Source organism: Raineyella sp. (assembly GCF_034933565.1).
GTDB lineage: Bacteria > Actinomycetota > Actinomycetes > Propionibacteriales > Propionibacteriaceae > Raineyella.
Genome location: NZ_JAYFNG010000019.1, coordinates 64,367 through 89,248 on the forward strand (window position 1 = coordinate 64,367; position 24,882 = coordinate 89,248).

The 24,882-nt window shown below is 70.9% G+C and carries 24 protein-coding genes and 1 tRNA gene; 7 read left to right on the forward strand and 18 right to left on the reverse strand.

Annotated elements, in window-relative coordinates:
- On the forward strand, positions 1-1,392 hold the full coding sequence (gene pntB, locus VB059_RS06370; RefSeq protein WP_323421185.1) for a Re/Si-specific NAD(P)(+) transhydrogenase subunit beta: 1,392 nt from the start codon (positions 1-3) through the stop codon (positions 1,390-1,392).
- A gap of 160 nt (positions 1,393-1,552) precedes the next feature.
- Here pntB and VB059_RS06375 read toward each other — a convergent pair whose 3' ends face one another.
- Positions 1,553-2,092 (reverse strand): phosphoribosyltransferase, encoded by a 540-nt coding sequence (locus VB059_RS06375; RefSeq protein WP_323421186.1) that lies wholly within the window; start codon positions 2,090-2,092, stop codon positions 1,553-1,555.
- A 78-nt stretch (positions 2,093-2,170) separates the two neighbouring features.
- Between VB059_RS06375 and VB059_RS06380 the strand changes: the two genes are divergently transcribed.
- Complete coding sequence (locus tag VB059_RS06380) at positions 2,171-2,683, forward strand: GNAT family N-acetyltransferase (RefSeq protein WP_323421187.1); 513 nt, start codon at positions 2,171-2,173, stop codon at positions 2,681-2,683.
- Here VB059_RS06380 and VB059_RS06385 read toward each other — a convergent pair.
- From VB059_RS06385 to VB059_RS06400, 4 genes are all read right to left on the reverse strand, one after another.
- Positions 2,650-3,732, reverse strand: a complete 1,083-nt coding sequence (locus tag VB059_RS06385) for a DNA adenine methylase (RefSeq protein ID WP_323421188.1) — start codon at positions 3,730-3,732, stop codon at positions 2,650-2,652. The two genes, VB059_RS06380 and VB059_RS06385, sit on opposite strands and share 34 nt — an antisense overlap.
- A gap of 55 nt (positions 3,733-3,787) precedes the next feature.
- Entirely contained in the window at positions 3,788-4,654 is an 867-nt protein-coding gene (locus VB059_RS06390) for a neutral zinc metallopeptidase (RefSeq protein WP_323421189.1), read from the reverse strand.
- A 122-nt stretch (positions 4,655-4,776) separates the two neighbouring features.
- The gene (locus VB059_RS06395) at positions 4,777-5,577 is read right to left on the reverse strand and encodes a Bax inhibitor-1/YccA family protein (protein WP_323421190.1); all 801 of its coding nucleotides are present in this window, start codon (positions 5,575-5,577) and stop codon (positions 4,777-4,779) included.
- 165 nt (positions 5,578-5,742) lie between these two features.
- Entirely contained in the window at positions 5,743-6,558 is an 816-nt protein-coding gene (locus tag VB059_RS06400) for a shikimate 5-dehydrogenase (protein ID WP_323421191.1), read from the reverse strand.
- A 196-nt stretch (positions 6,559-6,754) separates the two neighbouring features.
- Between VB059_RS06400 and VB059_RS06405 the strand changes: the two genes are divergently transcribed.
- From VB059_RS06405 to VB059_RS06415, 3 genes are all read left to right on the forward strand, one after another.
- Positions 6,755-7,462: a DNA-3-methyladenine glycosylase I gene (locus tag VB059_RS06405; protein WP_323421192.1), complete on the forward strand. Its 708-nt coding sequence runs from the start codon at positions 6,755-6,757 to the stop codon at positions 7,460-7,462.
- Positions 7,463-7,541: 79 nt separating this feature from the next.
- On the forward strand, positions 7,542-8,039 hold the full coding sequence (locus VB059_RS06410) for a sigma-70 family RNA polymerase sigma factor (RefSeq protein ID WP_323421193.1): 498 nt from the start codon (positions 7,542-7,544) through the stop codon (positions 8,037-8,039).
- Positions 8,040-8,062: 23 nt separating this feature from the next.
- Positions 8,063-8,821 (forward strand): methylated-DNA--[protein]-cysteine S-methyltransferase, encoded by a 759-nt coding sequence (locus VB059_RS06415; RefSeq protein WP_323421194.1) that lies wholly within the window; start codon positions 8,063-8,065, stop codon positions 8,819-8,821.
- Between the two features lie 95 nt (positions 8,822-8,916).
- Here the strand turns inward: VB059_RS06415 and VB059_RS06420 are convergent, their stop codons facing one another.
- The 5 genes from VB059_RS06420 to VB059_RS06440 form a co-directional block, all read right to left on the reverse strand.
- The gene (locus tag VB059_RS06420; protein ID WP_323421195.1) at positions 8,917-9,681 is read right to left on the reverse strand and encodes an ABC transporter permease; all 765 of its coding nucleotides are present in this window, start codon (positions 9,679-9,681) and stop codon (positions 8,917-8,919) included.
- The gene (locus tag VB059_RS06425) at positions 9,678-10,508 is read right to left on the reverse strand and encodes an ABC transporter ATP-binding protein (protein ID WP_323421196.1); all 831 of its coding nucleotides are present in this window, start codon (positions 10,506-10,508) and stop codon (positions 9,678-9,680) included. The genes VB059_RS06420 and VB059_RS06425 overlap by 4 nt, the downstream gene beginning before the upstream one ends.
- On the reverse strand, positions 10,505-10,873 hold the full coding sequence (locus VB059_RS06430; protein WP_323421197.1) for a DUF1048 domain-containing protein: 369 nt from the start codon (positions 10,871-10,873) through the stop codon (positions 10,505-10,507). The genes VB059_RS06425 and VB059_RS06430 overlap by 4 nt, the downstream gene beginning before the upstream one ends.
- Before the next feature lies 1 nt (position 10,874).
- Positions 10,875-11,225 (reverse strand): PadR family transcriptional regulator, encoded by a 351-nt coding sequence (locus tag VB059_RS06435; RefSeq protein ID WP_323421198.1) that lies wholly within the window; start codon positions 11,223-11,225, stop codon positions 10,875-10,877.
- A 230-nt stretch (positions 11,226-11,455) separates the two neighbouring features.
- Positions 11,456-12,694, reverse strand: a complete 1,239-nt coding sequence (locus VB059_RS06440; RefSeq protein ID WP_323421199.1) for a benzoate/H(+) symporter BenE family transporter — start codon at positions 12,692-12,694, stop codon at positions 11,456-11,458.
- 87 nt (positions 12,695-12,781) lie between these two features.
- Between VB059_RS06440 and VB059_RS06445 the strand changes: the two genes are divergently transcribed.
- The gene (locus VB059_RS06445) at positions 12,782-14,203 is read left to right on the forward strand and encodes a PLP-dependent aminotransferase family protein (RefSeq protein WP_323421200.1); all 1,422 of its coding nucleotides are present in this window, start codon (positions 12,782-12,784) and stop codon (positions 14,201-14,203) included.
- A gap of 181 nt (positions 14,204-14,384) precedes the next feature.
- Here VB059_RS06445 and VB059_RS06450 read toward each other — a convergent pair.
- From VB059_RS06450 to mfd, 8 genes are all read right to left on the reverse strand, one after another.
- Positions 14,385-14,457 (reverse strand) — tRNA-Leu (locus tag VB059_RS06450).
- 111 nt (positions 14,458-14,568) lie between these two features.
- On the reverse strand, positions 14,569-15,522 hold the full coding sequence (locus VB059_RS06455; protein ID WP_323421201.1) for a Ppx/GppA phosphatase family protein: 954 nt from the start codon (positions 15,520-15,522) through the stop codon (positions 14,569-14,571).
- Positions 15,522-16,022, reverse strand: coding sequence for a DUF501 domain-containing protein (locus VB059_RS06460; RefSeq protein ID WP_323421202.1), 501 nt, complete (start codon positions 16,020-16,022; stop codon positions 15,522-15,524). Before VB059_RS06460 ends, VB059_RS06455 begins: the two co-directional genes overlap by 1 nt.
- A 140-nt stretch (positions 16,023-16,162) precedes the next feature.
- Entirely contained in the window at positions 16,163-16,705 is a 543-nt protein-coding gene (locus VB059_RS06465) for a septum formation initiator family protein (protein ID WP_323421203.1), read from the reverse strand.
- A gap of 187 nt (positions 16,706-16,892) precedes the next feature.
- A complete protein-coding gene (eno, locus tag VB059_RS06470) occupies positions 16,893-18,173 on the reverse strand; it encodes a phosphopyruvate hydratase (protein ID WP_323421204.1) in 1,281 nt (426 codons plus the stop codon).
- Between the two features lie 137 nt (positions 18,174-18,310).
- Complete coding sequence (locus VB059_RS06475; protein ID WP_323421287.1) at positions 18,311-18,967, reverse strand: MazG family protein; 657 nt, start codon at positions 18,965-18,967, stop codon at positions 18,311-18,313.
- 97 nt (positions 18,968-19,064) lie between these two features.
- Positions 19,065-19,589, reverse strand: coding sequence for a hypothetical protein (locus VB059_RS06480; RefSeq protein ID WP_323421205.1), 525 nt, complete (start codon positions 19,587-19,589; stop codon positions 19,065-19,067).
- A gap of 38 nt (positions 19,590-19,627) precedes the next feature.
- Positions 19,628-23,308 (reverse strand): transcription-repair coupling factor, encoded by a 3,681-nt coding sequence (gene mfd / locus VB059_RS06485; protein WP_323421206.1) that lies wholly within the window; start codon positions 23,306-23,308, stop codon positions 19,628-19,630.
- A gap of 196 nt (positions 23,309-23,504) precedes the next feature.
- Between mfd and VB059_RS06490 the strand changes: the two genes are divergently transcribed.
- Positions 23,505-24,806, forward strand: coding sequence for a PrsW family intramembrane metalloprotease (locus tag VB059_RS06490; protein WP_323421207.1), 1,302 nt, complete (start codon positions 23,505-23,507; stop codon positions 24,804-24,806).
- Positions 24,807-24,882 lie beyond the last annotated feature (76 nt).

Below are 24,882 nucleotides of genomic sequence, written 5' to 3' on the forward strand. Positions count from 1 at the left end.
ATGCACCTCACCTCCATGGTGCCGGCCGCCTACATCATCGCGGCCGTCCTGTTCATCCTCGCCCTGGCCGGTCTGTCCAGGCACGAGACCGCCCGGATGGGCAACGTCGCCGGCATGCTCGGCATGTTCATCGCCGTCGGCGGGGTGATCACCGAGGCGGTGACCACCGCGCCCCGCGGCTTCTGGGTCACCTCGCTGCTGATCGGCTCGGCCATGCTGATCGGTGCCGTGATCGGCACCTGGCGGGCCCGTACGGTCGAGATGACCGGCATGCCGCAGCTGATCGCGATGCTGCACTCCTTCGTCGGCCTGGCCGCTGTCCTGGTCGGCTTCAACTCCTTCCTGGCCGCCGGGACCGAGGGTGGCGTCGCCCACCTGATCGAGGTCTTCGCCGGCGTGCTGATCGGCGCCTACACCCTCACCGGGTCGCTGGTGGCGTTCGGCAAGCTGAGCGGGCGCCTGACGTCCAAGCCGCTGATGATCCCCGGGCGCAACATGGTCAACCTGGCGATCGTCGTGGTCTGTGTGGCCCTCGGCGTGTGGTTCGTCCTGGTGCCGGGCCTGCTGCCGCTGGCGCTGATGACGGTGCTCGGCCTGGCCCTCGGCTGGCACATGGTCGCCTCGATCGGTGGCGGCGACATGCCGGTCGTGGTCTCGATGCTCAACTCCTACTCCGGATGGGCCGCGGCCGCCGCCGGCTTCATGCTGGGCAACGACCTGCTGATCGTCACCGGTGCCCTGGTCGGCTCCTCCGGTGCGATCCTGTCGTACCTGATGTGCCAGGCGATGAACCGCTCGTTCGTCTCGGTGATCCTCGGCGGGTTCGGCGAGGGCACGACGACGTCGAGCGGACAGGCCCGGGAGTACGGCGACTACCACGAGACCACCGCCGCCGACGTGGCCCGGGAACTGACCGACGCGAAGTCCGTGGTGATCACCCCGGGCTACGGCATGGCCGTCGCCCAGGCGCAGTACCCGGTCGCCGACCTGGCCCAGAAGCTGCGTGACCGCGGCGTGCAGGTGCGGTTCGGCATCCACCCGGTGGCCGGCCGGCTGCCCGGCCACATGAACGTGCTGCTCGCCGAGGCCAAGGTGCCGTACGACATCGTGCTGGAGATGGACGAGATCAACGAGGACTTCGACGACACCGACGTGGTGCTGGTGATCGGCGCCAACGACACCGTCAACCCCGCGGCCCTCGACGAGCCGGACTCCCCGATCGCCGGCATGCCGGTGCTGGAGGTGTGGAAGGCCAAGGAAGTGGTGGTCTTCAAGCGGTCGATGAACCCCGGCTACGCCGGCGTGCAGAACCCGCTGTTCTTCCGCGACAACTCCGAGATGCTGTTCGGCGATGCCAAGGAGCGGGTGCAGGACATCATCGCCGCTCTCTGACGGCCCGGACGCGCCCTGACGGTCGCCCGGACGAGTCGACCCCCGGTCAGGATCCCTTTGGGGGACCCTGACCGGGGGTACGTCGTCGTGGGCACGCGCCCTCCACCGCGGCCTGCCCGGGTCAGGTCCCCGACCGGGTCACGTCACGGATCGGCCCGGCTCAGACCGGGTCGGCCCGGAGAGCCTCCGCATCCTCAGCGCCGACGCCCTCCGGCCGCGGCACGCTGGGCTCGGTGATGGGCGGCAGCGTCGACCACGGGAAATCGATCCAGCGGTCGGTGTAGCGCCAGACATAGTCCGCGTGCAAGCGGGTGTGCGGCTTCTCGAAGATGACCGCGGTCCGCGTCTCGGCGGCGTGCTGGAGCAGGAAGTCCTGGGTGAACTTCAGTGTGGTGCCGGTGTCGGAGACGTCGTCGGCGATCAGCACCTTCAGGCCGCGCAGATCGTGCGGCTGCGGGCTCGGGGGGAGCAGGACGGGTGCCGGGAGACGGTCGTTGATCCCGGTGTAGAACTCGACGTTCATCTCGGTGATCTGCTTGATGTCGAGGGCGTAGCCGAGCGCACCACCGAAGGGCAGCCCACCCCGGGCGATGCACATGATGATGTCGGGGACGAACCCGTCGTCGACGATCATCTGGGCGACCTCCCGGACGGCGACGCCGAAACCGGGATACGTCAGGACCTCGTGCTCCTCGCTCATGCGGATCACCCTATCCCCCTGCTTCCCGGCCCTGCGAAGGTCCGGGGTGCACGCCGCGGAGCCCGCTAGGCTGCCGCCATGGAGCTTCGCTGGGCCGGGCCCGAGGACGCCGCGCTGGTCGAGGAGGCCCTGCTCGGGATCGCCGACGCGGACCCGGCGCAGCCGGCGGCGGGCCTCGAGCAGCTGCGTGGCGACCCGGCCCTGTCGCGCTGTCCGGTGGACTTCGCCGCGGAGGGCGCGGCCGCCGAGGAGGTGGCGCCGCGCCGCCCGTTCGGCGTTGTCGCCGAGCTGGCCGGTCGGCCGGTCGGCCTGGTCTGGACGGTCTTCTCCCCCGCCGACGCCCCGGGGCCCGGCTTCGTCAGCGCCGAGGCCCCGGAGGTCCGGCTGTGGGTCCGTGACGGGTTCCGTGGCCGGGGCATCGGGCGTACGCTGCTCGGCTCGTTGGTCCTCGAGGCGCAGGCCCGCCGGCTGCCCGGGCTGAGCGTGTCGGTGGATGCCTTCTCCCCGGCGGTGCGGCTGTTCTTCGAGGCCGGGTTCCGTACGGTCGGGGCCGGCGGTCACGGCGAGACGATGCTGCTCTCGCTGCGCTGACCCTCGTGCTGCGCGGCCTCGATCGCCGCCAGCCGCTCGCGGTCCCCGGCGAGCACGATGTACTCGGTGGTCGAGCGCGCCCCGGGCCGGCCGACCTTGCGGCCCTTCCCGTCGTACACCCCGATCACCGAGCCGATGTGGCGCCGTGCGTCGAAGGCGAGGACCGCCACGTGCTCGGCCCGGTCGCGACACATCCGCTCGACCTCGGCGCGGCTGACGAAGGACTCGTCACTGATCGACACGGCGACCACCTCGGCCCGCAGGTCACCGATCACCGAGGCGAGCGCCGAGGACATCGTCCGGCGGCCGTTGAACGGGCTCTTGGTCGCATCGTCGCGACAGTCGACCCGCTTGCACGCCACCCCGTACACCTCCGGCTCGTCCCAGCGCACCAGGGTCTCCCAGATGTGGTAGTTCGTGTAGTAGCGGTGCTGGTTGTACGGCGGGTCGAGGTAGGCCAGGTCCACCGGCGGCAGCGCCCCGGCGACCGCCACCGCGTCCGCGCGGACCGCCCGCCCGGTGCCGGGGATGAACTCCGGCACCGCCAGCCGGAGCTCCTGGTACGACCGGGGCGACCATCTCTTCAGGTACGCCATCTGCAGGCCCACGGTCGAGTCCACCGCGTCGGCCGCCTCCAGCAGACTGGTCACCAGCACCGGCCACAGCGGCGTACCGGCCCAGCGCTCGTCGATCGCCGTACGGATCGCGTCGATCCGCCGCCCGTTGTGCGGCTGGAAGTAGCGCGACCGGTGGCAGTACGTCTCGGTCACGTACCCGTCGGTGCCCGGCAGGGCGTTGAGCTCGTCGACCGCGGCCTGCACCGCGGCGACGTCGACCGTCGCAGCGTCCGGCTCGACGTAGGTCCGGGCGAAGACCTCGGAGTAGCGCGCGATGTCCACCGCCGTCACGTACGCTCCCCGGCGACAGAACTCCTGCGCCACCCGGGTCGTCCCGGTGAACAGGTCGAGGGCCGTACGTGCCTCGACCGCCTCGGCCAGCCGGCCGAGGACAGGGACGAGGGTGCGCTTGGACCCGAGGTACTTGATCACGCGGTGCCGATGGTCGCAGGGTACGTGCAGATGGTCGCGGAGTACGTGCCGATGGTCACAGAGTGCGCGCCGACCAGGTGTCACAGGTGTTCGGGTCACCGGAGCGGTAGCCCTGCAGCAGCCACTTCTCCCGTTGCGCGGACGAGCCGTGGGTCCACGCCTCCCGGTCCACCCGGCCGGTGGTGTTCTGCTGGATCCGGTCGTCGCCGATGGCCTGGGCGGCCGCCCGGGCCTCGCGGATGTCCTGCTCGGTGACCTGGGCGATCGGCCCCTTGGTGTCCTTCGCCGCATTGGCGAACCACACGCCGGCGAAGCAGTCGGCCTGCAGCTCGGACCGGACGGAGGCGGAGTCGGCGCCGGTGCCGCCCTTGCTCACCTGGCCGAGCACGCCGATCTGGTTCTGCACGTGGTGGCCGTACTCGTGCGCCATCACGTACGCCTCGACCGCGGGGGTCGAGGTGGCGCCGAACTGCTGCTTCAGCGTGGTGAAGAACGACTCGTCGAGGTAGACCTTCTCGTCGGCCGGGCAGTAGAAGGGACCGACCGCCGAGGTGGCGGTGCCGCACCCGGTCTGGATCTGTCCGGTGAACATCACGAACTGGTTGGCCGGGGTGTAGCCCTTGACCACGCTGCCCCAGTAGCGGTCCAGCGAGTTCTGGTAGGCGACGAAGCGGCACTGCGGATTGGCCTCGATGTCCTTGACCGTCGTGCACTTCTGCAGGGTGTTCTGCCCGGTGGAGGTGCTGGCCGTGTCGACGGGCTGGTCGCCGCCGAGGATGTTGGCCGGGTCGATGCCGAAGAAGAGCGCCACCAGGATCAGGACCAGGCCGCCGATGCCACCGATCGCGATCCGCCCGCCACCGCCACCACCGCCCGACGTGGCGCGGGAGGGGTCGAGGTCGGCATTCTCGTTGAACTTCATCAGCGTCTCCCGCACAGATCGCCGGCGCGCCGGTCGAGGAACGGACCATCATCACCGTCGTACGGTGCTGCCCCACGATCCTACCGCGAGGCACGGCGCCGGGTCGGTGCCAGCGCCGCCGGTCAGTTCTGGCGGAAGTACGACAGCAGCCGGAGCAACTCGGTGTAGAGCCACACCATCGTGACGGTCAAGCCGAACGCGGCGACCCAGGACTGGTCGGCCGGGGCCCCTCGGCGGACGCCGTCCTCGATGGACGCGAAGTCGACCAGCAGGTTCATCGTGGCCAGCCCGATCGCGACGGCCGTCACGAGGAAGGCCAGCCCGCCGGCCTGGGGTCCGAAGCCGATGATCCCGGTGCGGACGCCGAACAGCGACAGCACGAAGTTGAGCAGATAAACGACGGCCAGTGCGCCGGTGGCGATCATCAGACCGCGCGAGATCCGGTTGGCGAAGCGCTCGAGGTTGAAGATCTTGTAGCTGGCCAGGACGAGGCCGGCGACGACGAAGGTGGCGATCACGGCCTGGACCACGATGCCGGGGAACAGACTCTCCAGGAAGCTGGAGAAGATCCCGATGAAGATGCCCTCGAGGGCGGCGTACGTGATCACCATGCCGGGGCGGACGCCTCGGCGGCCGATGACGAGGAAGGAGACCACCAGGGCCGCGACGGCCGAGCCGATCCAGGCCACGCCGACCAGCGCCGGGGGGACCAGGAGCCACGACGCGGCAGCCGCCAGGACGACGACTCCGAGGGTGAGGGCGGTCTTGGTGACCACGTCGTCCATCGTCATCCGGTCGACGGGCTGCGGGGCGGCGTACGGGTCGAAGCCCTGGCCCTGGTATTGCGGAGCATAACCGGCCTGTTGCCCGGCCTGCGGGTTGAACGAGGCCGAGCGGTTGAGCACGGGATTGTTGGAACGCATGCGCGTGAATCCTTCTGTTCAGGAGGTACGCCCCCATCGTACGGAGCCGACGGGGCGATCCGGGATGTCCGGCCCGAGCCCCGGGACAAACCCGGAGGACCCCTGAGGTCGGCCACACCCGACCGTCCCGAGGGCCGACACGACTCCCGACAGGCCCGGCGGCCTTCACTCCGCCCGGGAGAACTCCGAGGCCTCGGCGACCAGCTCGGGGGTGAGGGGGACGCCGGTGTAGCGCTCGAACTGGCGCGCCGCCTGCAGGGCGATCACCTCGGCGCCGGTGATCAGGTGTTTGTCCTGCGCGCGCCCGGCCCGGATCAGCGGGGTCAGGGCCGGGAGGGCGACCACGTCGAAGACGACGCTCGCCGCCGCGATCTGAGCGTCGGAGAAGGACTGGGTGTCGGCCTGCGGCCCGTTCATGCCCAGCGGGGTGACGTTGACCAGCACCTGCGCGCCGGGCGCGGGGTCCTCGGCGACCCAGCGGTAGCCGTACGTGTCCGCGAGGGCCGGACCGGCCGCGGTGTTGCGCGCGACCACGGTCAGGTCGTCGAACCCGGCACCGCGGAAGGCCGCCACCACCGCCTTGGCCATGCCGCCCGATCCCCGGACCAGGACCGGCAGGGAGGGGTCGACCCGGTGGCTCGCCAGCAGGCTGGCGACCGCCTCGTAGTCGGTGTTGGAGGCCGACAGCCGGCCCCCGTCGTTGACGATCGTGTTGACCGACTCGATCGCCGCCGCGGACGGCTCCATCTCGTCGACCAGCGCGATCACCGCTTCCTTGAACGGCATGGACACCGAGCAGCCGCGGATGCCCAGGGCCCGTACGCCCCGGATGGCCCCCTCGAGGTCGTCGGTCGAGAAGGCCTTGTAGATGTAGTTGAGGCCCAGCTTGTCGTAGAGGTAGTTGTGGAAACGGGTACCGATGTCGGACGGTCGCCCCGACAGCGAGATGCAGAGGGTCATGTCCTTGTTGAGGATGGGCATGGGGCCATTGTGGGCCGTCCTCCGCGCCGGGGCGCAGGGGCATCCGGGCATCACCGCAGGCCGGCGACTGCCCGGGCACGTACGACCGGGCCTGCCCGGGCACGTACGACCGGGCCTGCCCGGGGGGCACGTACGACCGGGCCTGCCCGGGGGGCACGTACGATCGGGCCTGCCGGGGGGCACGTACGATCGGGCCATGGCGACCCCTGACGTCGGCCGGCTGCCCGACGACGCCGCTCCCGACGATCTTCTCTCCCCCGGCTCCACTTCCCCCGACCCCGTTGCCTCCGACTCCGTTTCCTCCGGTCCCGGCTCGCCCGACCTGGTGGTGGGCGAGGACGGGTTGGCCCGCCCGAGGTGGGCGGTGAGCGACCCGCTGTTGTGCGAGTACTACGACACCGAGTGGGGCATGCCGATCCGCGACGAACGGGGGATGTTCGAGAAGCTGAGCCTGGAGGCGTTCCAGTCCGGTCTCTCCTGGCTGACCATCCTCCGCAAGCGATCGGCGTTCCGGGCGGCGTTCGACGGCTTCGACCCTGATCGGGTCACCGGCTACACCGAGGCGGACGTGACCAGGCTGCTGGCCGACCCGGGGATCATCCGCAACCGACGCAAGATCGAGGCGACGATCACCAACGCCCGGGCGACCGTCGCGCTGCGCGAGCACGGTGGGCTGGTCGGCCTGGTCTGGTCGTTCCGCCCGGCCACCACCCCGGCCCCGCGGACGCTGGCCGAGACACCGACCCGATCGGCCGAGTCGGAGGCCCTGGCGAAGGCGCTGCGCCGAGCCGGTTTCGTCTTCGTCGGCCCCACCACGATGTACGCCCTGCTGGAGTCGGTCGGGGTGCTCGACACCCACCTGGTCGGCTCGCACCGGCGGGGCAGCTCGGGCGTCTGGTCATGACGGATCCGTACGGGATGCCGACGAATATCGGCCCCGACCTCACATCTGCCCGGGCCGGTGCGTCTACCGGGTGATGAACATGCGAGAACCGTTCGAGCGGGTGGTGGACGACCACGGAGCGACAGTGCTCCGGGTCTGCCGCGCCGTGCTCGGCCCGGGCCCCGACGCGGACGACGCCTGGTCAGAGACGTTCCTGGCGGCTCTCACCGCATGGCCCGGCCTGGAGGAGGGGACGAACATGGAGGCCTGGTTGGTCCGGGTCGCCCACCGCAAGGCGATCGACGTGGTGCGGGCCAGGGCCCGCCGGGCAGCGCCGACCGCGACGGTGCCCGACCGGGTCTCGGTGCTCGGCACCCCGGATCCTGATGGCGACGAGCTGTGGGCCGAGGTGGGTCGCCTGCCGCAGCGCCAGCGCCTCGCCGTGGCCTACCACTGGTTCGGCGGGCTCTCCCACGCCGAGACCGCTGAGCTGATCGGGGGAACGCCGGAGGCGGTACGGCGCGCCGCGTCGGACGGCATCCGCTCACTGCGCCGCACCTATCGGACGGGGGACGCCCAGGAAGGAGGGGCACGATGATCATCGACCCCACCAGTGGAACCATGACAGACGCTGCCGCACCAGGCGTCGCCACGAGAGACGCCGCCGGGACGGACACGGCCGCACCGCGCACTGTCCCGACAGACACCACCACAAACACCGCGACCACAGACACCGCCACGACAGCCAGCACGTCGGCTCCCGCCGGGTTCGAGGCACTCGCGCCGGTCGACCCGCGCGACGTCTCGGCGCTCGAGGCCCGGTTGATCCGCGCGGCGGCGGAGCGGAGCCTGCTGGACATCGCCTACCGTACGGTCGACTCCCCCCTCGGCCCGCTGCTGCTCGCCGCCACCGAGCGGGGGCTCGTCCGGGTCGCCTTCGAGCTCGAGGGCTTCGACAGCGTTCTCGAGGCGCTGGCCAGCCGGCTCAGCCCGCGCATCCTGCGGGCGCCGCAGCTGCTCGACCCGGCGGCCAAGGAGCTGGAGGAGTACTTCACCGGCTCCCGCCGGTCCTTCGACCTGCTGGTCGACCTCGTGCTCTCGTCAGGGTTCCGACAGACCGTCCAGCGCTATCTGCCACACATCCGCTACGGACACACCCTCAGCTACCGCGCGGTCGCCGAACGGGTCGGCAACCCCAAGGCCTCCCGCGCGGTGGGAACGGCCTGCGCGACCAATCCTCTGCCCATCGTGGTGCCCTGCCACCGGGTGGTGCGGACCGACGGCGGACTGGGCGGTTACCTCGGCGGGACAGCGGCCAAGCAGACGCTGCTCACCCTGGAGAGGTCCGGGTCGGAGCGGGGGACAACGGATGACGGATGACCGACACACCTGGCCGGGAGCCACAGCGCGCCCGAGCTGATGAGGGCAGCGAGCCCGCCACCGGGCCGTCCGACACAACGGACCGGTGGCGCGCTCTACCGGGAGATCCGGCGGCGATAGGTGACCATCGCGAGGACGTACGCCACGACGAGGATCCCGACGCACCAGGCCAGAGCGATCCACAGGTCGTCGCCGACCGGCTGCTGGGTGAACAGGGCTCGGATCGCATCCACGATCGCGGTCACCGGCTGGTGCTCGGCGAAGGCGCGCACCGGGCCGGGCATGGTGGCGGTGGGTACGAAGGCCGAGCTGATGAAGGGCAGGAAGATGAGCGGGTAGGAGAAGGCGCTCGCCCCGTCCGCGGACTTCGCGGACAGACCGGGGATGACGGCGATCCAGGTCAACGCCAGGGTGAAAAGGACCAGGATGCCCGCGACCCCCATCCAGGCGCCGACCCCCGCCGCCGAGCGGAAGCCCATCAGGACAGCGACGAGCACCACGAGGGTGACCGAGATCAGGTTGGCGACCAGGGAGGTCAGCACGTGTGCCCACAGCGCCGCCGATCGGGCGATCGGCATGGACTGGAAGCGTTCGAAGATGCCGCTCTTGATGTCGAGGAACAGCCGGAAGGCGGTGTAGGAGATGCCCGAGGCGATCGTGATGAGGAGGATCCCGGGCAGCAGGTAGTCCACGTACGGTCCCGCGCCCGCGTTGATCGCGCCGCCGAACACGTAGACGAAGAGCAGCAGGAAGGCGATCGGCATGATCGTGGTCGTGATGATCGTGTCCGGGCTGCGCACGATGTGGCGCAACGACCGCCCCAGCAGGACGGCGGTGTCGCCGACAGCATGTCCGGTCATCGTTCTTCCTCTCTCATCGGGGCCGGCCGGCCGAGCCCGACGTCCGTCGTCCCGCGGTCGCCACCGACGACCGCCAGGAAGACGTCCTCGAGGGTCGGCTGCTTCTCGACGTATTCGACCGTCGCCGGCGGCAGCAGCTGCTTGAGTTCGGCCAGGGAGCCGTCCACGATGATCCGACCCTCGTGGAGGATCGCGATCCGGTCGGCGAGCTGTTCGGCCTCGCCGAGGTACTGCGTGCTGAGCAGCACGGTGGTGCCGTTGCCGGCGAGTTCTCTGACGGCCTGCCAGACCTCGAGACGCGACTGGGGGTCGAGCCCGGTCGTCGGCTCATCGAGGAAGATGATCCGCGGATCACCGATCAGGCTCATCGCGATGTCGAGCCGGCGGCGCATCCCACCGGAGTAGGTCTCCACTCGCCGGGAGGCTGCCTCGGTCAGCGCGAAGCGCTCGAGCAGTTGGTCCGCGACCCGGCTCGGATCCTTGACGTGCCGCAATCGGGCCACCAACAGCAGGTTCTCCCGCCCACTGAGGATCTCGTCGACCGCGGCGAACTGTCCGGTCAGGCTGATGGACCCACGTACCCGTGTGGCCTGCGTGGCGACATCGGCGCCGTCGACCAGGATGCTTCCGGCGTCGGCCCGCAGCAGCGTGGCGAGGATCCTGATGACCGTCGTCTTGCCGGCCCCGTTGGAGCCGAGCAGGGCGAAGACGCTGCCCCGTGCCACGTCGAAGTCCACGCCGCGCAGCACTGCCACATTCCGGTACGACTTCTCCAGGCCCCGCACCCGGACGGCCACCTCTGCGGTCCCTGAGGTCTCTGCGGTCATGTCGACTCTCCTCGCTCGGCCCGCTCGATCACGTCGGTCAGGCGAGCTCGTTCCTTGTCGATCCACCGCTTGCCCAGGTAGGCCTGGACGAAGGTGTCGGCGAACTCGACCGGGTCTGCTCCGACGATGTCCCGTACCGGCGTACCGTCGGCCGCGGCGCGTTCCCACAGGTCGGTGAGGTCACCCATCATGGTGAGGGCGACGTCACCCTCCGGGGTGCCCGCGCTGTACATGAAGTACCGGTGCAACGCCTTCGCCACCGTGCCGTACGGCTCGGGCAGCGCGTCGAGGCGAGCTCGGTACCGGTTGTATTCCCTCTTTTGTTCGAGCGATCCGGTGATCGTCTCGAGCCACTTCGCGGCCATCTCAGTTGCCTCCTTCGGGGAGCTGTTCCAGTCGTTCATGGAGGTGTTCCAGTCGTTCGGAGAGGAAGCTCCAGGTCCTCCAGAACTCTGCGAGGTACTCCTGGCCCTGGGGATTCAGCGAGTAGACCTTGCGCGGCGGCCCCTTCTCCGACGGGACCTTCTCGACATCGACCAGGCCCCGTTGCTCGACCCTGATCAACAGGGCATAGACCGTGCCTTCGGCGATGTCGGTGAAGCCCTGCCCGCGCAACCAGGCGGTGATCTCGTAGCCGTACGCGGGCCGTACGGACAGGATGGCGAGGACGATGCCCTCCAGCGTGCCCTTGAGCATCTCGGTGATCTGCCTGCCCATCTGACACCTCCACTCGCTACTCAGTGTCGCTGACTACAAATACATAGTACCGCTGAGTAGTGGTGAGACAACACCTCCGCAGCGCAGCGATCGAGGACTTCTGTGTCGTTTGCTCGACCCAGTCTTCTGCTCCCTCTCGCGGCGTGGGCGCAGCTTCGTAGGTACCCAGCTCGTTCACCCAGCAACGGCGCCGTGGAGCGAGGCGAAAGGGGCGACGAAACGGCTTGTGCTCACTTCGCCATTGCGGCCGCCGCTCTCTCCGCGTCGGTCGGGTCGCCGGTCGGAGCCGAGAGGCGCCGTGGCGTCAGCAGGACGTAGACGGCGGTGCCACCGACGAGGCCCCAGAACGCCGCACCGACGCTGAACAGCACGAGGCCGGACATGGTGACCGCGAGGGTGGTGATCGCGGCGAGTCCGGTACGGGCGTCGCTTGTCATCGCTCCCTTCAATGCGGTGAGCGCGGAGCCCAGGAGCGCGACGGCAGCGACCACGGACACCGTCTCGGCGGGGATCGCCTGGAACCCGGCCACGAGCACGCCGCCGAACGACCCGACCAGAAGATATGTGAGCCCGCCGGAGAGGCCTGCGATGTAGCGTTTCGCGCGATCCGGGTGGGACTCGGGGCCGAGCGCGATCGCGGCCGTGATCGCGCCGAGGTTGATGCCGTGCGCACCGAACGGAGCGAGCGCCGCCGACACCGCGGAGATCATGCCGACGAGCAGGCGGTCGTTCGGCTGATACCCCTGCGAGTGGAGCAGCGCCAGACCGGGCGCATTCTGGGACGCCATCGTGACGATGAACAGCGGCAGCGCGACACTCACGAGCGCCGCCGGCGTGAACACCGGCATCGTGAACACCGGGCCGCCCAACATCAACGACGGCGCGACCACCTTGAAGGATCCTGTCGACCAGGTCACCACGAGGCCTGCGGCGAGGGCGGCGAGCACCGCAAAGCGATCGAAGAAGCGCTTACCGATGAAGAACGTCACCACGATGCTGCCCGCGATCAGCGGGGCACTCGCGAACGCACCCGCTGCAGTGATGACGAACGGCAGCAGGATCCCGGCGAGGAGCGCCTGCAACACCGGACCGGGCACCTTTGACAACAGCCACCCGAACCAGCCCGTACACCCCACGATCGCCGCCGCGACCGAGGCGACGAGGAACGCGCCCACGGCCTCCGCGAACGAGAAGCCGCCGAGGGAGGCAATCAGCAGCGCCGCTCCCGGCGTCGACCAGGCCACGATCACCGGAATGCGGGTGAACAGGCTGAGCACGATGCTGCACACACCGTTCCCGATCGACAGCGCCCACACCCACGAAGCCGTCTGCGCCTCGTTCAGCCCGGCGGCTCGGGTGGCTTCGAGCACGATCAGGAACGGACCCGCGAAGTTGATCACCGCGGAGAGGCACCCGGCCACGACCGCGGAGACCGACACGTCCCGCAGCACGGCTGCGCCCCGGCTCACAGCCGCACCACCGATGCGAGGAACCGAACACCCGGGAAAGAGTGTAACGGTGTTGCATTATTGAGAGTAACGTTATTTACTGACTTCATGTCCAACGATAACAGATCGTCAGAAATTGCGGCGCTTCTGCAGTCCCGGATAGCGACGGCGATGACTGGCGAGAAGCTGCCAGGCGTGCGGGAGCTGTCGAGAGAGTTCCGGGCGAGCGCCGCGACGATCTCCGCTGCGCTCGCGGAGCTCAGCGCGGCAGGGCTCGTGCGGGCGGAGCCGGGGCGGGGGACGTTCGTCGCGGGCCGCGAGCGGCTTCCCGAACCCGATTTCTCCTGGCAGTCGCAGGCGCTCGGCCCCGCCCGCGTGGACGCGGATCGGGCGGCTCGGCTCGGCGGGTACGGCACCCCGGAGCACATCCCGCTCTCGTGGGGGTACCTCGCGCCGGAACTGCTGCCGACTGAGGATCTGCACCGCATCGGATCGCGGGCCGCGAAGAGCGCCCGCGCCTGGCTGATGACCCCTACTGCCGGATCGCCCGAGTTGCGGCGCGTGCTCGCCGCCGAGTACCGGGCCGATCCGAACGATGTGCTCGTGGTCTCGGGCGGGCAGCAGGGGCTCGTCTTCGCGATGCGCACACTCGCGGAGCCGGGATCGACCGTCATCACCGAGAGCCCGAGCTACCCGGGTGCGATCCTCGCGGCACAGAGCGCTGGGCTCGCCCTCGCCTCGGTGCCCGCTGACGGCGACGGGATCAGGGTCGACCTGCTCGCCGACGCCCTCGAACGCACCCGCGCGCGGGTGATCTACCTGCAACCGAGCTACGCGAACCCCACCGGCGCGGTCCTCAGCGCGGAGCGCCGCACGCAGGTGCTCGAACTCGCCGCCGGGCACGGGGCGTTCATCATCGAGGACGACTGGGCCAGGTACCTCAGCATCGACGGAAAGATCCCGCCGCCATTGTTCACCGAAGACCCACACGGGCATGTCGTGTCGATCCTCACCCTGTCGAAGCCGGCCTCGCCAGGGCTCAGGATCGGTGCCGTGATCGCGCGCGGTCCAGCAGGTGAACGCCTCCGCGCGTCGCGCACCGCCGACGACCTCTGCGTCGCCCCAATGGTGCAGGAGATCGCGTGCTCACTGCTCACCTCGAACGTCTGGCCACGGCACCTGAAGCGCCTCCGCACCGAACTTGCCACCCGCCGTGACATCCTTCTCACGACGATCCGCACAACCTTGCCGAGCGCGCGCCTACAAGCGACCCCGCAGGGCGGCATCCACCTCTGGGCGCAGCTCCCGCATAGCACCGACACCCGCGAAGTTGCCGCCTCCGCCTATGCCGCGGGCGTGCTCGTCGGCGACGGCCGCCACTTCTTCGTGGACGAACCCCCGGCGCCCTTCCTGCGCTTCTCCTACGGCGCCGCCACCCACGCGCAGATCATCGAAGGCACCCGACGACTCGCGGAAGTTCTGCGTGCCCAGGCGTCGGTGCTGCGGGCGGCGAACACGACGGTGCGGTGAGCCTCGATCGAGTCCCTCCTCGACCTCGAGGTGCCGGCCCCGCACAAGGCCTGGCGAGCAGGAGCTCGGCTGACGGGCTCCGGCGGCCGAACGGGTACTTTTCCGGCACTTGTCGCGGTTCCCGGACCGAGAAGGCCCCTCGATCCGCGCCGTTGCGTGGATCGAGGGGCCTTCTCTGTCGTGCCCCCGATGGGATTCGAACCCATACTGAAGCGGGTTTAAGCCGCCTGCCTCTGCCCTTGGGCTACGGGGGCCCGGGAGGATCGTACGATCCCCCCTCGTGGTGGCGTCGCAGATCGTACGATCCTCGGTCGTCACCCGACGCGCGGGTCAGTCACACGCTGATCAGTCACCGCACGGATCAGTCACCGCACGGGTCGGTCGCCACGCAGGGCCCAGGCCGCCACACCGTCGAGGATGTCGGTCTCGGAGACCAGCAGCCCGGGGACGTCGAGGCGCCGGGAGATCCGTTCCAGGATGACCGCGCCGGCGCTGATCACCTCCGCCCGCCGGGGGTGCAGGGAGGGGATCCGGCGCAGCTGCTCGACGGTCCGGGTGCAGAACCGGTCGGCCAGCGCCTGCAGCGTGTCCAGCGGCATCCGGGCGCCATGGATCCTGTCGCGCTGGTAGTCCGGCAGATCGAGGTGGGCGGCCATCAGCGAGGTCACCGTGCCGGCGACGCCGACCCACTCACGGACGGCGGCGAAGTCGAGGCCGCTCTCGTCCAGGGCCCGGTCGACGAGGTCGCGGGTGGCGGCGATCTCCGCCGAGCTCGGCGGGTCACCGGGCATCGTACGTTCCCGCAACCGCACCGACCCGATGTCGAGGGAGGTCAACGCCCGGACCGTGCCGTCGGGATCCCCCACGGCGAACTCGGTCGAGCCGCCGCCGACGTCGGTGACCAGCACCGGCCCGGTGAGGTCCACTCCGGCCGCGTGCAACCCCCCGACCGCGCCGGTGAAGGACAGCTCGGCCTCCCGGCGCCCGGGGATGACATCGGGTGCGACACCGAGCCGCTCGCGGACCCCGTCGATGAAGCGGTCCCGGTTGCGTACGTCACGCGCGGCCGAGGTCGCGACCATCCGGACGTGCCCGGGATCGACGCCGGTGGCGCGGATCATCGCGGCGTACTCATCGAGGACGCTGAACGTACGCTCCAGCGCTGCCGGCGAGAACTCGCCGGTCGCGTCGACGCCCTCGCCGAGCCGGACGATGCGCAGCTGCCGGGAGAGCTCGGCCGGCGCGCCGCCGGCCGGGTCGCCCTCGACCAGCAGCAGGCGCAGCGAGTTGGTCCCGCAGTCGATCCCCGCGGCCCGCATCAGGCGTCCCGCTCCTCGAGGCACGGCCGCTCCCAGAACTCGCCCAGCGCCGCCACGGTCTCGTCCCCCAGTGGATTGACGCCCGGTCCCGCCGCGAGCGCATGGGCGGCGAGCACGTGCAGACACTTGACCCGGGTCGGCATGCCGCCGGCGCTGATCCCGTCGATCTCGGCGACCTGGCCGAGCGCCTCACGGTCGGTCAGGAAGGCCTCGTGGGCACGTCGGTAGCCGGCAGCAAGCTCCGGGTCGGAGCCGAGACGGTCGGTCATCTCGGCCATCAGCCCGGAGGCCTCCAGGGTGGAGCAGCCGGAGGTCGCCCGCGGGCAGGTGAGGTAGTACGTGGTCGGGAAGGGCGTCCCGTCGGGCAGCCGCGGTGCGGTCGCCACGACGCCCGGCCGGCCACAGGGGCAACGCCAGGCGACACCGACCACGCCGCGGGGCATCCGGCCGAGTTGTTCGGTGATGACCTGCTCGTCGTGGGGGCTCATCGGTTCGACCATGGGGCCCAGTCTGGCATGCCTACGGCGGGGCGAGCCGCCCCGATCAGGGGTGGGGCGTCCGATCAGGGGTGGGGCGTCCGATCAGGTGGGGGGCGTCCGATCAGGGGTGGGACCGTCCCGATCAGGGGCGGGGCGTCCGATCACGGGGTGGGACCGGTCTCCGGCACCGAGGTGAGCGTCCGGGGCCCGCCCGGGGTCGACTTCCCGGTGGCCGGCGACTTCCCGGTGACCGTCGCGCCGGCCGCGGGGGCCGGGCTCGACGCGGCGGACGGTTCGGTCGTCGAGGACCCCACCGGGACATCGGAGGCGGGGGTGGGACGGTCGGCGGTCGTCGTGGTGCCCCAGAGCTTGAGCCACCAGGCGTCGGCGGCCGGGGTGGCCTGGTCGGCTCGCTGGCTCTCCAGACGGGCACCCTCGACGGGCTTGCCGTCGGCCCCGATGACCCGGTAGCCGGTCTCCCCCGGCATCACCCAGCCGAGCCGCCCGCGGGCCTGCTGGCGGACGTAGGCGGGGTCGTTCCACTCCGCCAGCTGGCGGTTGAGGTCCTCGATCGCGGCCTGGCGCTGGGTGATCTCGGTGCGCAGCTCGGCGAGCTGGCGTTGCTGACGGAAGTAGATCTGCAGGCTGGCCGCCGCCGAGATGACCAGCACCCCGACGACCGTCGCCAGCAGCACCAGGCGCATCGCGGCGCTCGTCCCGGCCGGCCGCGCCCGGTCCGCCGCTGCGTCCGAGGTGGCATCGTCCGCGCCGGGAGCGGATGCCGGACGGGAGCCGTCCCGATCCCGAGGTGTGCCTCGGTCCGGTCCGGCTCCCGTCCTGGTCTGTCCCTGGTCTGCCACGCCCTCCAGTGTGGCCGATCAGGTCAGGAAATCACGCGGTGAAACGCGGGAAGGCGCTGCGGCCCGCGTACTCGGCGGCCTCGTCCAGCTCCTCCTCGATGCGCAGCAGCTGGTTGTACTTGGCGACACGGTCGGTACGGGCCGGAGCGCCGGTCTTGATCTGGCCACAGCCGCAGGCGACCGCGAGGTCGGCGATGGTGACGTCCTCGGTCTCACCGGAACGGTGCGACATCATCGTCCGGAAACCGTTGCGGTGCGCGAGGTCGACGGCGTCCAGGGTCTCGGTCAGCGAACCGATCTGGTTCACCTTGACCAGCAGGGCGTTGGCGGCCTTCTGGTCGATGCCGCGCTGCAGGCGCTCGACGTTGGTGACGAACAGGTCGTCGCCGACCAGCTGGACCTTGTCACCGATCTCGGCGGTGATCTTCTTCCAGCCTTCCCAGTCCTCCTCGTCCAGCGGGTCCTCGATGGAGACGATCGGGAAGCGGTCGACCCACTCCTCGTAGATGGCGATCATCTCGTCGGAGGTCTTCTCGGAGCCCTCGAAGACGTACTTGCCGTCCTTGTGGAACTCGGAGGAGGCGACGTCGAGCGCCATCGCGATGTCCTCGCCCGGCTTCAGGCCGGCGGCGACGATGGCCTCGGAGATCAGCTCCAGGGCGGCGACGTTGGCCGGCAGGTTCGGGGCGAAGCCGCCCTCGTCACCCAGGCCGGTGGACAGGCCCTTGGCCTTGAGGACCTTCTTGAGGGAGTGGTAGACGCGCGCGCCCCACTCGAGGGCCTCCCGGAAGGTGGAGGCGCCGATCGGGGCGATCATGAACTCCTGGACGTCCACGTCGGAGTCGGCGTGGGCGCCACCGTTGAGGATGTTCATCATCGGCACGGGAAGGATGTAGGCCGACGGACCGCCGATGTAGCGGTAGAGCGGCAGGTTGGCCGACTGTGCGGCGGCGTGGGCGACGGCCAGCGAGACGCCGAGGATGGCGTTGGCGCCCAGCTTGCCCTTGTTCGGGGTGCCGTCGAGTTCGAGCATGGCCTGGTCGAGGAGGCGCTGCTCGGAGGCCTCGAGGCCCAGCAGCTCGGGGGCGATCTGCTCGATGACGTTCTCGACGGCCTTCAGGACGCCCTTGCCGCCGTAGCGCGCATCGTCGCCGTCACGCAGCTCGACGGCCTCGAACTGCCCGGTCGAAGCGCCGGAAGGGACGTCGGCGCGGCCCTGGGAGTCGTCGTCGAGGATGACCTCGACCTCGACAGTCGGGTTGCCGCGCGAGTCGAGAATCTCGCGGGCGTCGATGAATTCGATGCTTGCCACGGTGGTTGCCTTTCGATCAGCCTCTGACATGCGCAGGGGCTGCCGGAGGGCAGCACTCCCGCGTTCGGGTCCAGCCTAGACACATCGGTCCGCGCCGGTGGGAGGTACCCCCACCCAGCACCGCGGCAGGGCGCGGCTCAGGTCTCCTCGGAGTCGGTCTCGGTGTCCGGCACCGCCCGACCCGGACCGGCCTGCCCGGCGGCCTCGGCCCGGACGACGGCCTGCTCGAGGTCGCGCAGCGCGTCGCGGGTGACCTGCTCCGGGTCGAGGCCGCTGGCCCGGGCCCGGCTGACCAGGCCGAGGACCGTACGGCCCAGTTCCTCGGCGGTGATCGCCTCGGTCGGCAGCGCGACGCCCTGCCCGGCCAGGTCGACGTCGTGCGACGCGGCCCGGCCGATCACCTTGCTCGCCCGGTGCATCGCGGACAGCTGCTGCGGGATGCCGTCGAGGGTCGACGTACGTCCCTTGAGCCGGCGCTTGCGCTGCTCCCAGGTGGCGTCCAGGTCCTCGGGGACGTCCTCGGTCGCGAAGATGTACGGGTGCCGGGCGATGAGCTTGTCGGCGACACCGCGCGCGACGTCGTCGAGGTCGAAGCCGGCACCGCCCGGTTCGGCGGCGATGGTGGCGTGGAAGACGACCTGCAGCAGCAGATCGCCGAGCTCCTCGCGAAGATGGGCGGGATCGCCGGTCTCGATCGCCTCGACCGTCTCCATCGTCTCCTCGACCAGGTACTGGACGAGCGAGCGATGGGTCTGGCCGGCGTCCCAGGGGCAGTCCTGGCGCAGGATGCCCATCACCTCGACGAAGCGGTCGAGCTGCGGGTACGGGGTGCCGGGCGGTGCGGACGGGACGGCGCGCAGCGGGCGGGGATCGTCCCGAGCCACCACGACCTCAGTTCGTGGTGACCGGGATCGACAGCGAGCCGGTGCCGACGACCAGGCTCATCTGCTTGGTGTCCCAGGTGCCGAAGCGCGGGTTCACCGCGATGCTGGTGGTGGCCTGCTGGGCGGCCATCGCCTCGGCACCGAACGCGTTCTGGGCATGCACGACGTCGCCGATCGCCTCCGCGTACGGCACCGCGTCGCGGTTGGCCTCGAGCTGTGTCCCCCCGGGGACGGTGGCGAGCGCCGCCTCGCGGTCGGCCGGGGTGATCGGCTTGCCGGCCTTCACGGCCGCGCCGTCGGCCAGGGCCTGCGACACCAGGGCCGCCACCACGAGCTGCTGGTCGCGCAGCGTCGCGCTGCCCTGCCCGCGCACGGTCGCGGCCACCGCCGTGGCCGTCGTCTCGACCTCGGCGACGGACACCCGCCGCCCGTTGATCACGACCGCATCGGAGCCGGAGCCGCCGGCACAGCCGGTCAGGGTGAGGATGAGGGCCCCCGCAACAGCGAGGGCGGGCAGTGCGCGAAGCGCCATGGTGTCTCCCGTCGAACGTCTGGTCGTCCGGCCCGATCCTACGCGCCTCGGCGCGGACGTCCGGCCGCACCACCCTTCGACGCCCCGACCGCCACGGGAGCGGGCTGCTTCGTGCCGGCAACAGGCTGCTCCGTCCCCGGAACGGGCGGCAGGGTCAGCACCTCGCGGACCACCTGGTCGGCCCAGCCGAGCAGGTCCCGGTTCTGCAGCGGTCGCCCGCCCAACGGCGAGGTGGTCGGCCGCGGGATGATGACCTGGCCGGCGGAGGCCTTGTAGACGCTCCTGGGGTGCAGCCGGGCGAGCTTGAGCTGGCGCGACTCCGGCAGGCGGACGGGGGAGAACCGTACGTTGGAGCCCTGGACGGTCACCTCGCGCAGCCCGGCCTCCTGGGCCCGCAGCCGGAACGCGGCGACCGCCAGCAGTGTCTCCACCGGGTCGGGCAGCGGGCCGTAGCGGTCCTCGAGCTCGGCCCGGACCTCGGCCAGGTCGGCGTGGGAGCGCACCTCGGCGATCGTCTTGTACATCTCCAGGCGCAGCCGCTCCGAGCCGATGTAGTCCTCCGGCAGGTGCGCGTCGACCGGGAGCTCGATCCGGGTCTCCGGCTCCTCCTCGGCGGCGGCATCGCCGCGGTACTCGGCCACCGCCTCGCCGACCAGCCGGACGTACAGGTCGAAGCCGACGTCGGCGATGTGGCCGGACTGCTGGCCGCCGAGCATGTTGCCGGCGCCGCGCATCTCCAGGTCCTTGGTGGCGATCGCCATGCCCGCGCCGACGTCGGTGTTGGCGGCCAGCGTCGCCAGCCGGTCGTGGGCGTCCTGGGAGAGCGGCTTGTCCGGTGGGTAGAGGAAGTAGCAGTAGCCGCGCTCGCGGCTGCGCCCGACCCGGCCGCGCAGCTGGTGCAGCTGGGACAGCCCCATCTGGTCGGACCGCTCGACGATCAGGGTGTTGGCGGAGGCGATGTCCAGGCCCGCCTCGACGATGGTGGTGGCGACCAGCACGTCGGCGCGCCGCTCCCAGAAGTCCAGCATCACCTGTTCGAGCTGGCGCTCCCCCATCTGGCCATGGGCGGTGACGACCCGGGCCTCGGGCACCAGCTCGCGGATCCGGGCGGCTGCCCGGTCGATCGTCTGCACCCGGTTGTGCACGTAGAACACCTGGCCCTCGCGCAGCAGCTCGCGTCGGATCGCCGCGGTGACCTGGCCCTCGTCGTACGCCCCGGCGAAGGTGAGCACCGGGTGGCGCTCCTCGGGCGGGGTGGCGATGGTCGACATCTCCCGGATGCCGGTGATCGCCATCTCCAGGGTGCGCGGGATCGGGGTGGCCGACATGGCGAGCACGTCGACGTTCATCCGCATCTTCTTGAGCTGCTCCTTGTGCTCGACGCCGAAGCGCTGCTCCTCGTCGATGATCACCAGGCCGAGGTCCTTGAACACCACCTCCCCGGAGAGCAGCCGGTGCGTCCCGACGATCACGTCCACCTTGCCGGCGGCCAGGTCGTCGAGCACCGCGCGGGCCTGCTTGTCGGTCTGGAACCGGGACAGCGCGGCGACCCGGACCGGGAAGCCGGCGTAGCGCTCGGCGAAGGTGTTGAAGTGCTGGGTGACCAGCAGCGTGGTCGGCACCAGGATGGCCACCTGCTTGGAGTCCATCACCGCCTTGAACGCGGCCCGGACCGCGATCTCGGTCTTGCCGTAGCCGACGTCGCCACAGATCAGCCGGTCCATCGGGACGGTCTGCTCCATGTCGTGCTTGACCTCGTCGATGGCGGACAGCTGGTCGGGGGTCTCGGTGTAGTCGAACGCGTCCTCCAGCTCGCGCTGCATGGTCGAGTCGGCGCTGAAGGCGAAGCCCTTGGTGGCCTGCCGGGCCGCGTACAGCCGGACCAGCTCGCCGGCGATCTCCTTGACCGCGCTGCGCGCCCGGGACTTCCGCTTGGCCCAGTCCGAGCCGCCCATCCGGTCCAGGGCGGGCACCTCGCCACCGACGTAGCGGGTGACCTGGTCGAGCTGCTCCATCGGGACGAACACCCGGTCCCCCGGCTGGCCCTTCTTGCTCGGGGCGTACTCGATCACCATGTAGTCGCGGGTGGCCCCGGCGACCGTACGCTGCATCATCTCGACATAGCGGCCCACGCCGTGGTGCTCGTGCACCACCGGGTCGCCCGGCTTCAGCTCCAGCGGGTCGATCGCCTTGCGCCGGCGGGCAGGCATCTTCCGCTCGGCCCGGTCCGTCTGGGCCTGGCCGGACAGGTCACCGGCGGTCCAGATCGCGAGGCGGACGTCCTCGGCGAGGAAGCCGTGCCGGATGCCGGTGGTGACCAGCTCCACCACGTGCTCGACCGGCGGCTCGGTGACATCGGTGACGACCCTGGCGGCGACGTCGTGCTCCGCCAGCAGGTCGGCGAGGCGCTGCGTGGTGCCGTGGCCCTCGGCGGACATCACGACCCGCCAGCCGTCGCGGACCGCAGCAGCGATCTCGGCGACGGCCCGCTCGGTGTCACCGGCCCAGCTGTGCGCGTCGCGGGCGTGGATCGTCCGCACCGGGGTGGCCCCGGCGCCGATGTGGGCGAGCGCCTCCGCGGCCGCGTCGCGCTCCTCGTCCGGTCCGGCGGCGAACGGCGACATGGTCCACCAGGACTGGCCCAGCTCCAGCGCGTGCGCCCGGACCGCACCGAGCTCCCGGTAGGAGGAGGCCCGCAGGTCGATCGGTGCGGCGCCTCCCGAGGCGGCGGCCGCCCAGCCGGCCTGGAGGAACTCCTCGGAGGTGGTGACCAGGTCCGCGGCCCGGGTCCGGACCAGCTCCGGGTCGGCCACCAGGACCAGCGCGTCGGGCGGCAGGACGTCGAGCAGCAGCTCCATCCGGTCGACCAACGCCGGCGCGAGCGACTCCATGCCGTCGGCGCCCAGTCCCTGGGCGATCCGGTCCAGCATCTCGGTGAGCTCCGGGTGATCGGCGACCAGGGCCTCGGCCCGCGCCTTCACCTCGGGGGTCATCAGCAGCTCGCGGCACGGGGAGCAGACGACCTCGTCGAGCGTGCGGTCGGTGGAGCGCTGGTCGGCGACCATGAAGTAGCGCAGGTCCTCGACGGTGTCGCCGAAGAAGTCGATCCGGACCGGGTGCTCCTGGGTCGGCGGGAACACGTCGACGATGCCACCGCGGACGGCGAACTCACCGCGCCGCTGGACCATGTCCACCGGCAGATAGGCGGCCGCGACGAGGGCCTCGGCGACCTCGGAGATGTCGTGGTCCTCGCCGCGGCGCAGCCGGACCGGCGTGATGTCGGCGAGGCCGGCGACCTGGGGCTGCAGCACGGCCCGGACCGGCGCGATCACCACCCGTGGGGCGGGCAGCTCGTCGTGGCCGGCGAGGCGGCGCAGCACCTCGAGTCGGCGGCCGACGGTGTCGGAGCGCGGGCTGAGCCGCTCGTGCGGCAGCGTCTCCCAGGCCGGGTAGTACGCCGCGGCGTCGGGGCCGAGCAGGGCCTGCAGGGAGGCGGACAGTTGTTCCGCCTCGCGGTAGGTCGCGGTGACCAGCAGGAACGTACGGCCGGTGCGGCGGACCAGCTCCGCGGTGAGGAACGCCCGTACGGCACCGGGCGCGGTGATGTCCACCGAGTGCAGGACACCGGCCCGGGCGTCCGAGACACACTCGGCGACGACGGGGTCGGTGCCCAGAAGGTCGAGGATGCCGGCGAGCCTGCCCGTCACGTGTTCGGTCACCGGACAACGGTAGCGCGCGGCCCTGACACTGCTCCTGCTCGCGCATCCGCACTGTTGTCCACGTACCCACCGCCCCCAAGACCCACCGCGCCCGGGCCTGCTGCACGGACCAGCCCGGCCACCGAGCCACCGAGCCACGCGGCCCCGCGGACCACGAGGCCGCGGCGTTGTCAGCCCGATCCCCTACCCTTGCCATGTGAGCGTCCCGCAGCCGCCCGACCCCCAGCACGGCCCCTGGCCGGGCTCCCCCCAGCCCTCGCCCTGGGCCCGTCCGGCCGTGCCGCCGTTCCCGGGGTACGGCATGCCTACCGGCCCCTACCGCCCGGTGCCGATCCGTACGGTCCGCCGGGCCGGCGCCCCACTGGCCGGCATCATCCTCGCCGCCATCGGCGCGGCGGTGATCGCGTACCTGGCACTGTCCGGGGCGACCACGGTCGGTACCTTCGTCGGCGCCGTGGTGCTGTCGACCGTGGGGGCGGTGGTGGTGATCGCCTGCTACATGTGGCTGGACCGCTGGGAGCCCGAGCCGCCGACCTATCTCATCTGGGCGTTCCTGTGGGGTGGCGGCGTGGCCACCGCCGGCGCGATGCTGTTCGAGGAACTGCTGGCCGCCCTCGTGTTCGACCACAACGACATCCTGGTCGCCTCGATCGCGGCGCCACTGGCCGAGGAGGGGCTGAAGGGCGCCTTCCTGCTGATCATGCTCACCGGGCTGCGCCGCCGCGAGATGACCTCGCTGACCGACACGCTCGTCTACGCCGGGATGGCCGGCATCGGCTTCGCGTTCGTGGAGAACCTGCTCTACTTCTCCACCTCGGAGTCGGTGGGACAGACCACCTTCATGTTCTTCGCACGGATCCTGATGGGAGCGTTCGCGCACCCGTTCTTCACCACGATCACCGCCCTCGGCGTGCACGCCGCCACGCAACAGCGCTCCGCCGGCGCGAAGGTGACGATGGTCCTGCTCGGCTTCTCCGGGGCGATGCTGCTGCACGGCCTGTGGAACTTCTCCTCCTCGTTCAGCATCACCGCCTACGTCCTGACCTATCTGGTGGTGATGGTGCCGGCGTTCGTCGTGCTGACACGCCAGGCGATCCGGTCGCGGCGGCTGGAGGGCATGGTGGTCCGCCGGGAGCTGCCCGAGATGGTGTGGAGCGGACTGATCAGCCCGGAGGAGGCCGGTTGGCTGGGGTCACTGCGGACCCGGGCGGCACGCACCCGGGGACTGCCGCGTGACGAGGCACGCGCGGTGGCCACCTTCACCGATGCGGTGACGGAGCTGGCCTTCGTCCGCGACCGGATCAAGCGCGGCTGGTCGACACCCGAGCAGCAGGCCCAGCAGGCCGAGCTGGCGATGTTCGTCGCCGACCTGCACGCCGCCGCGGCACCGGTGATCGAGCCGATGACCGGTGGGATCCCGGTCGTGCCGCCGATGGCGCCGCCGCCGAACGCGCCGTTGCCCCCGTTCCAGCCCCGACCGGGCGGTTGGCGCGGCTGAGTGCCGGGTGACGACGGGGGCGCACGTGGGGCGCCGGGCGAGAACGGAGCGCCGGACGCTGGTGGGGCATCGGGCG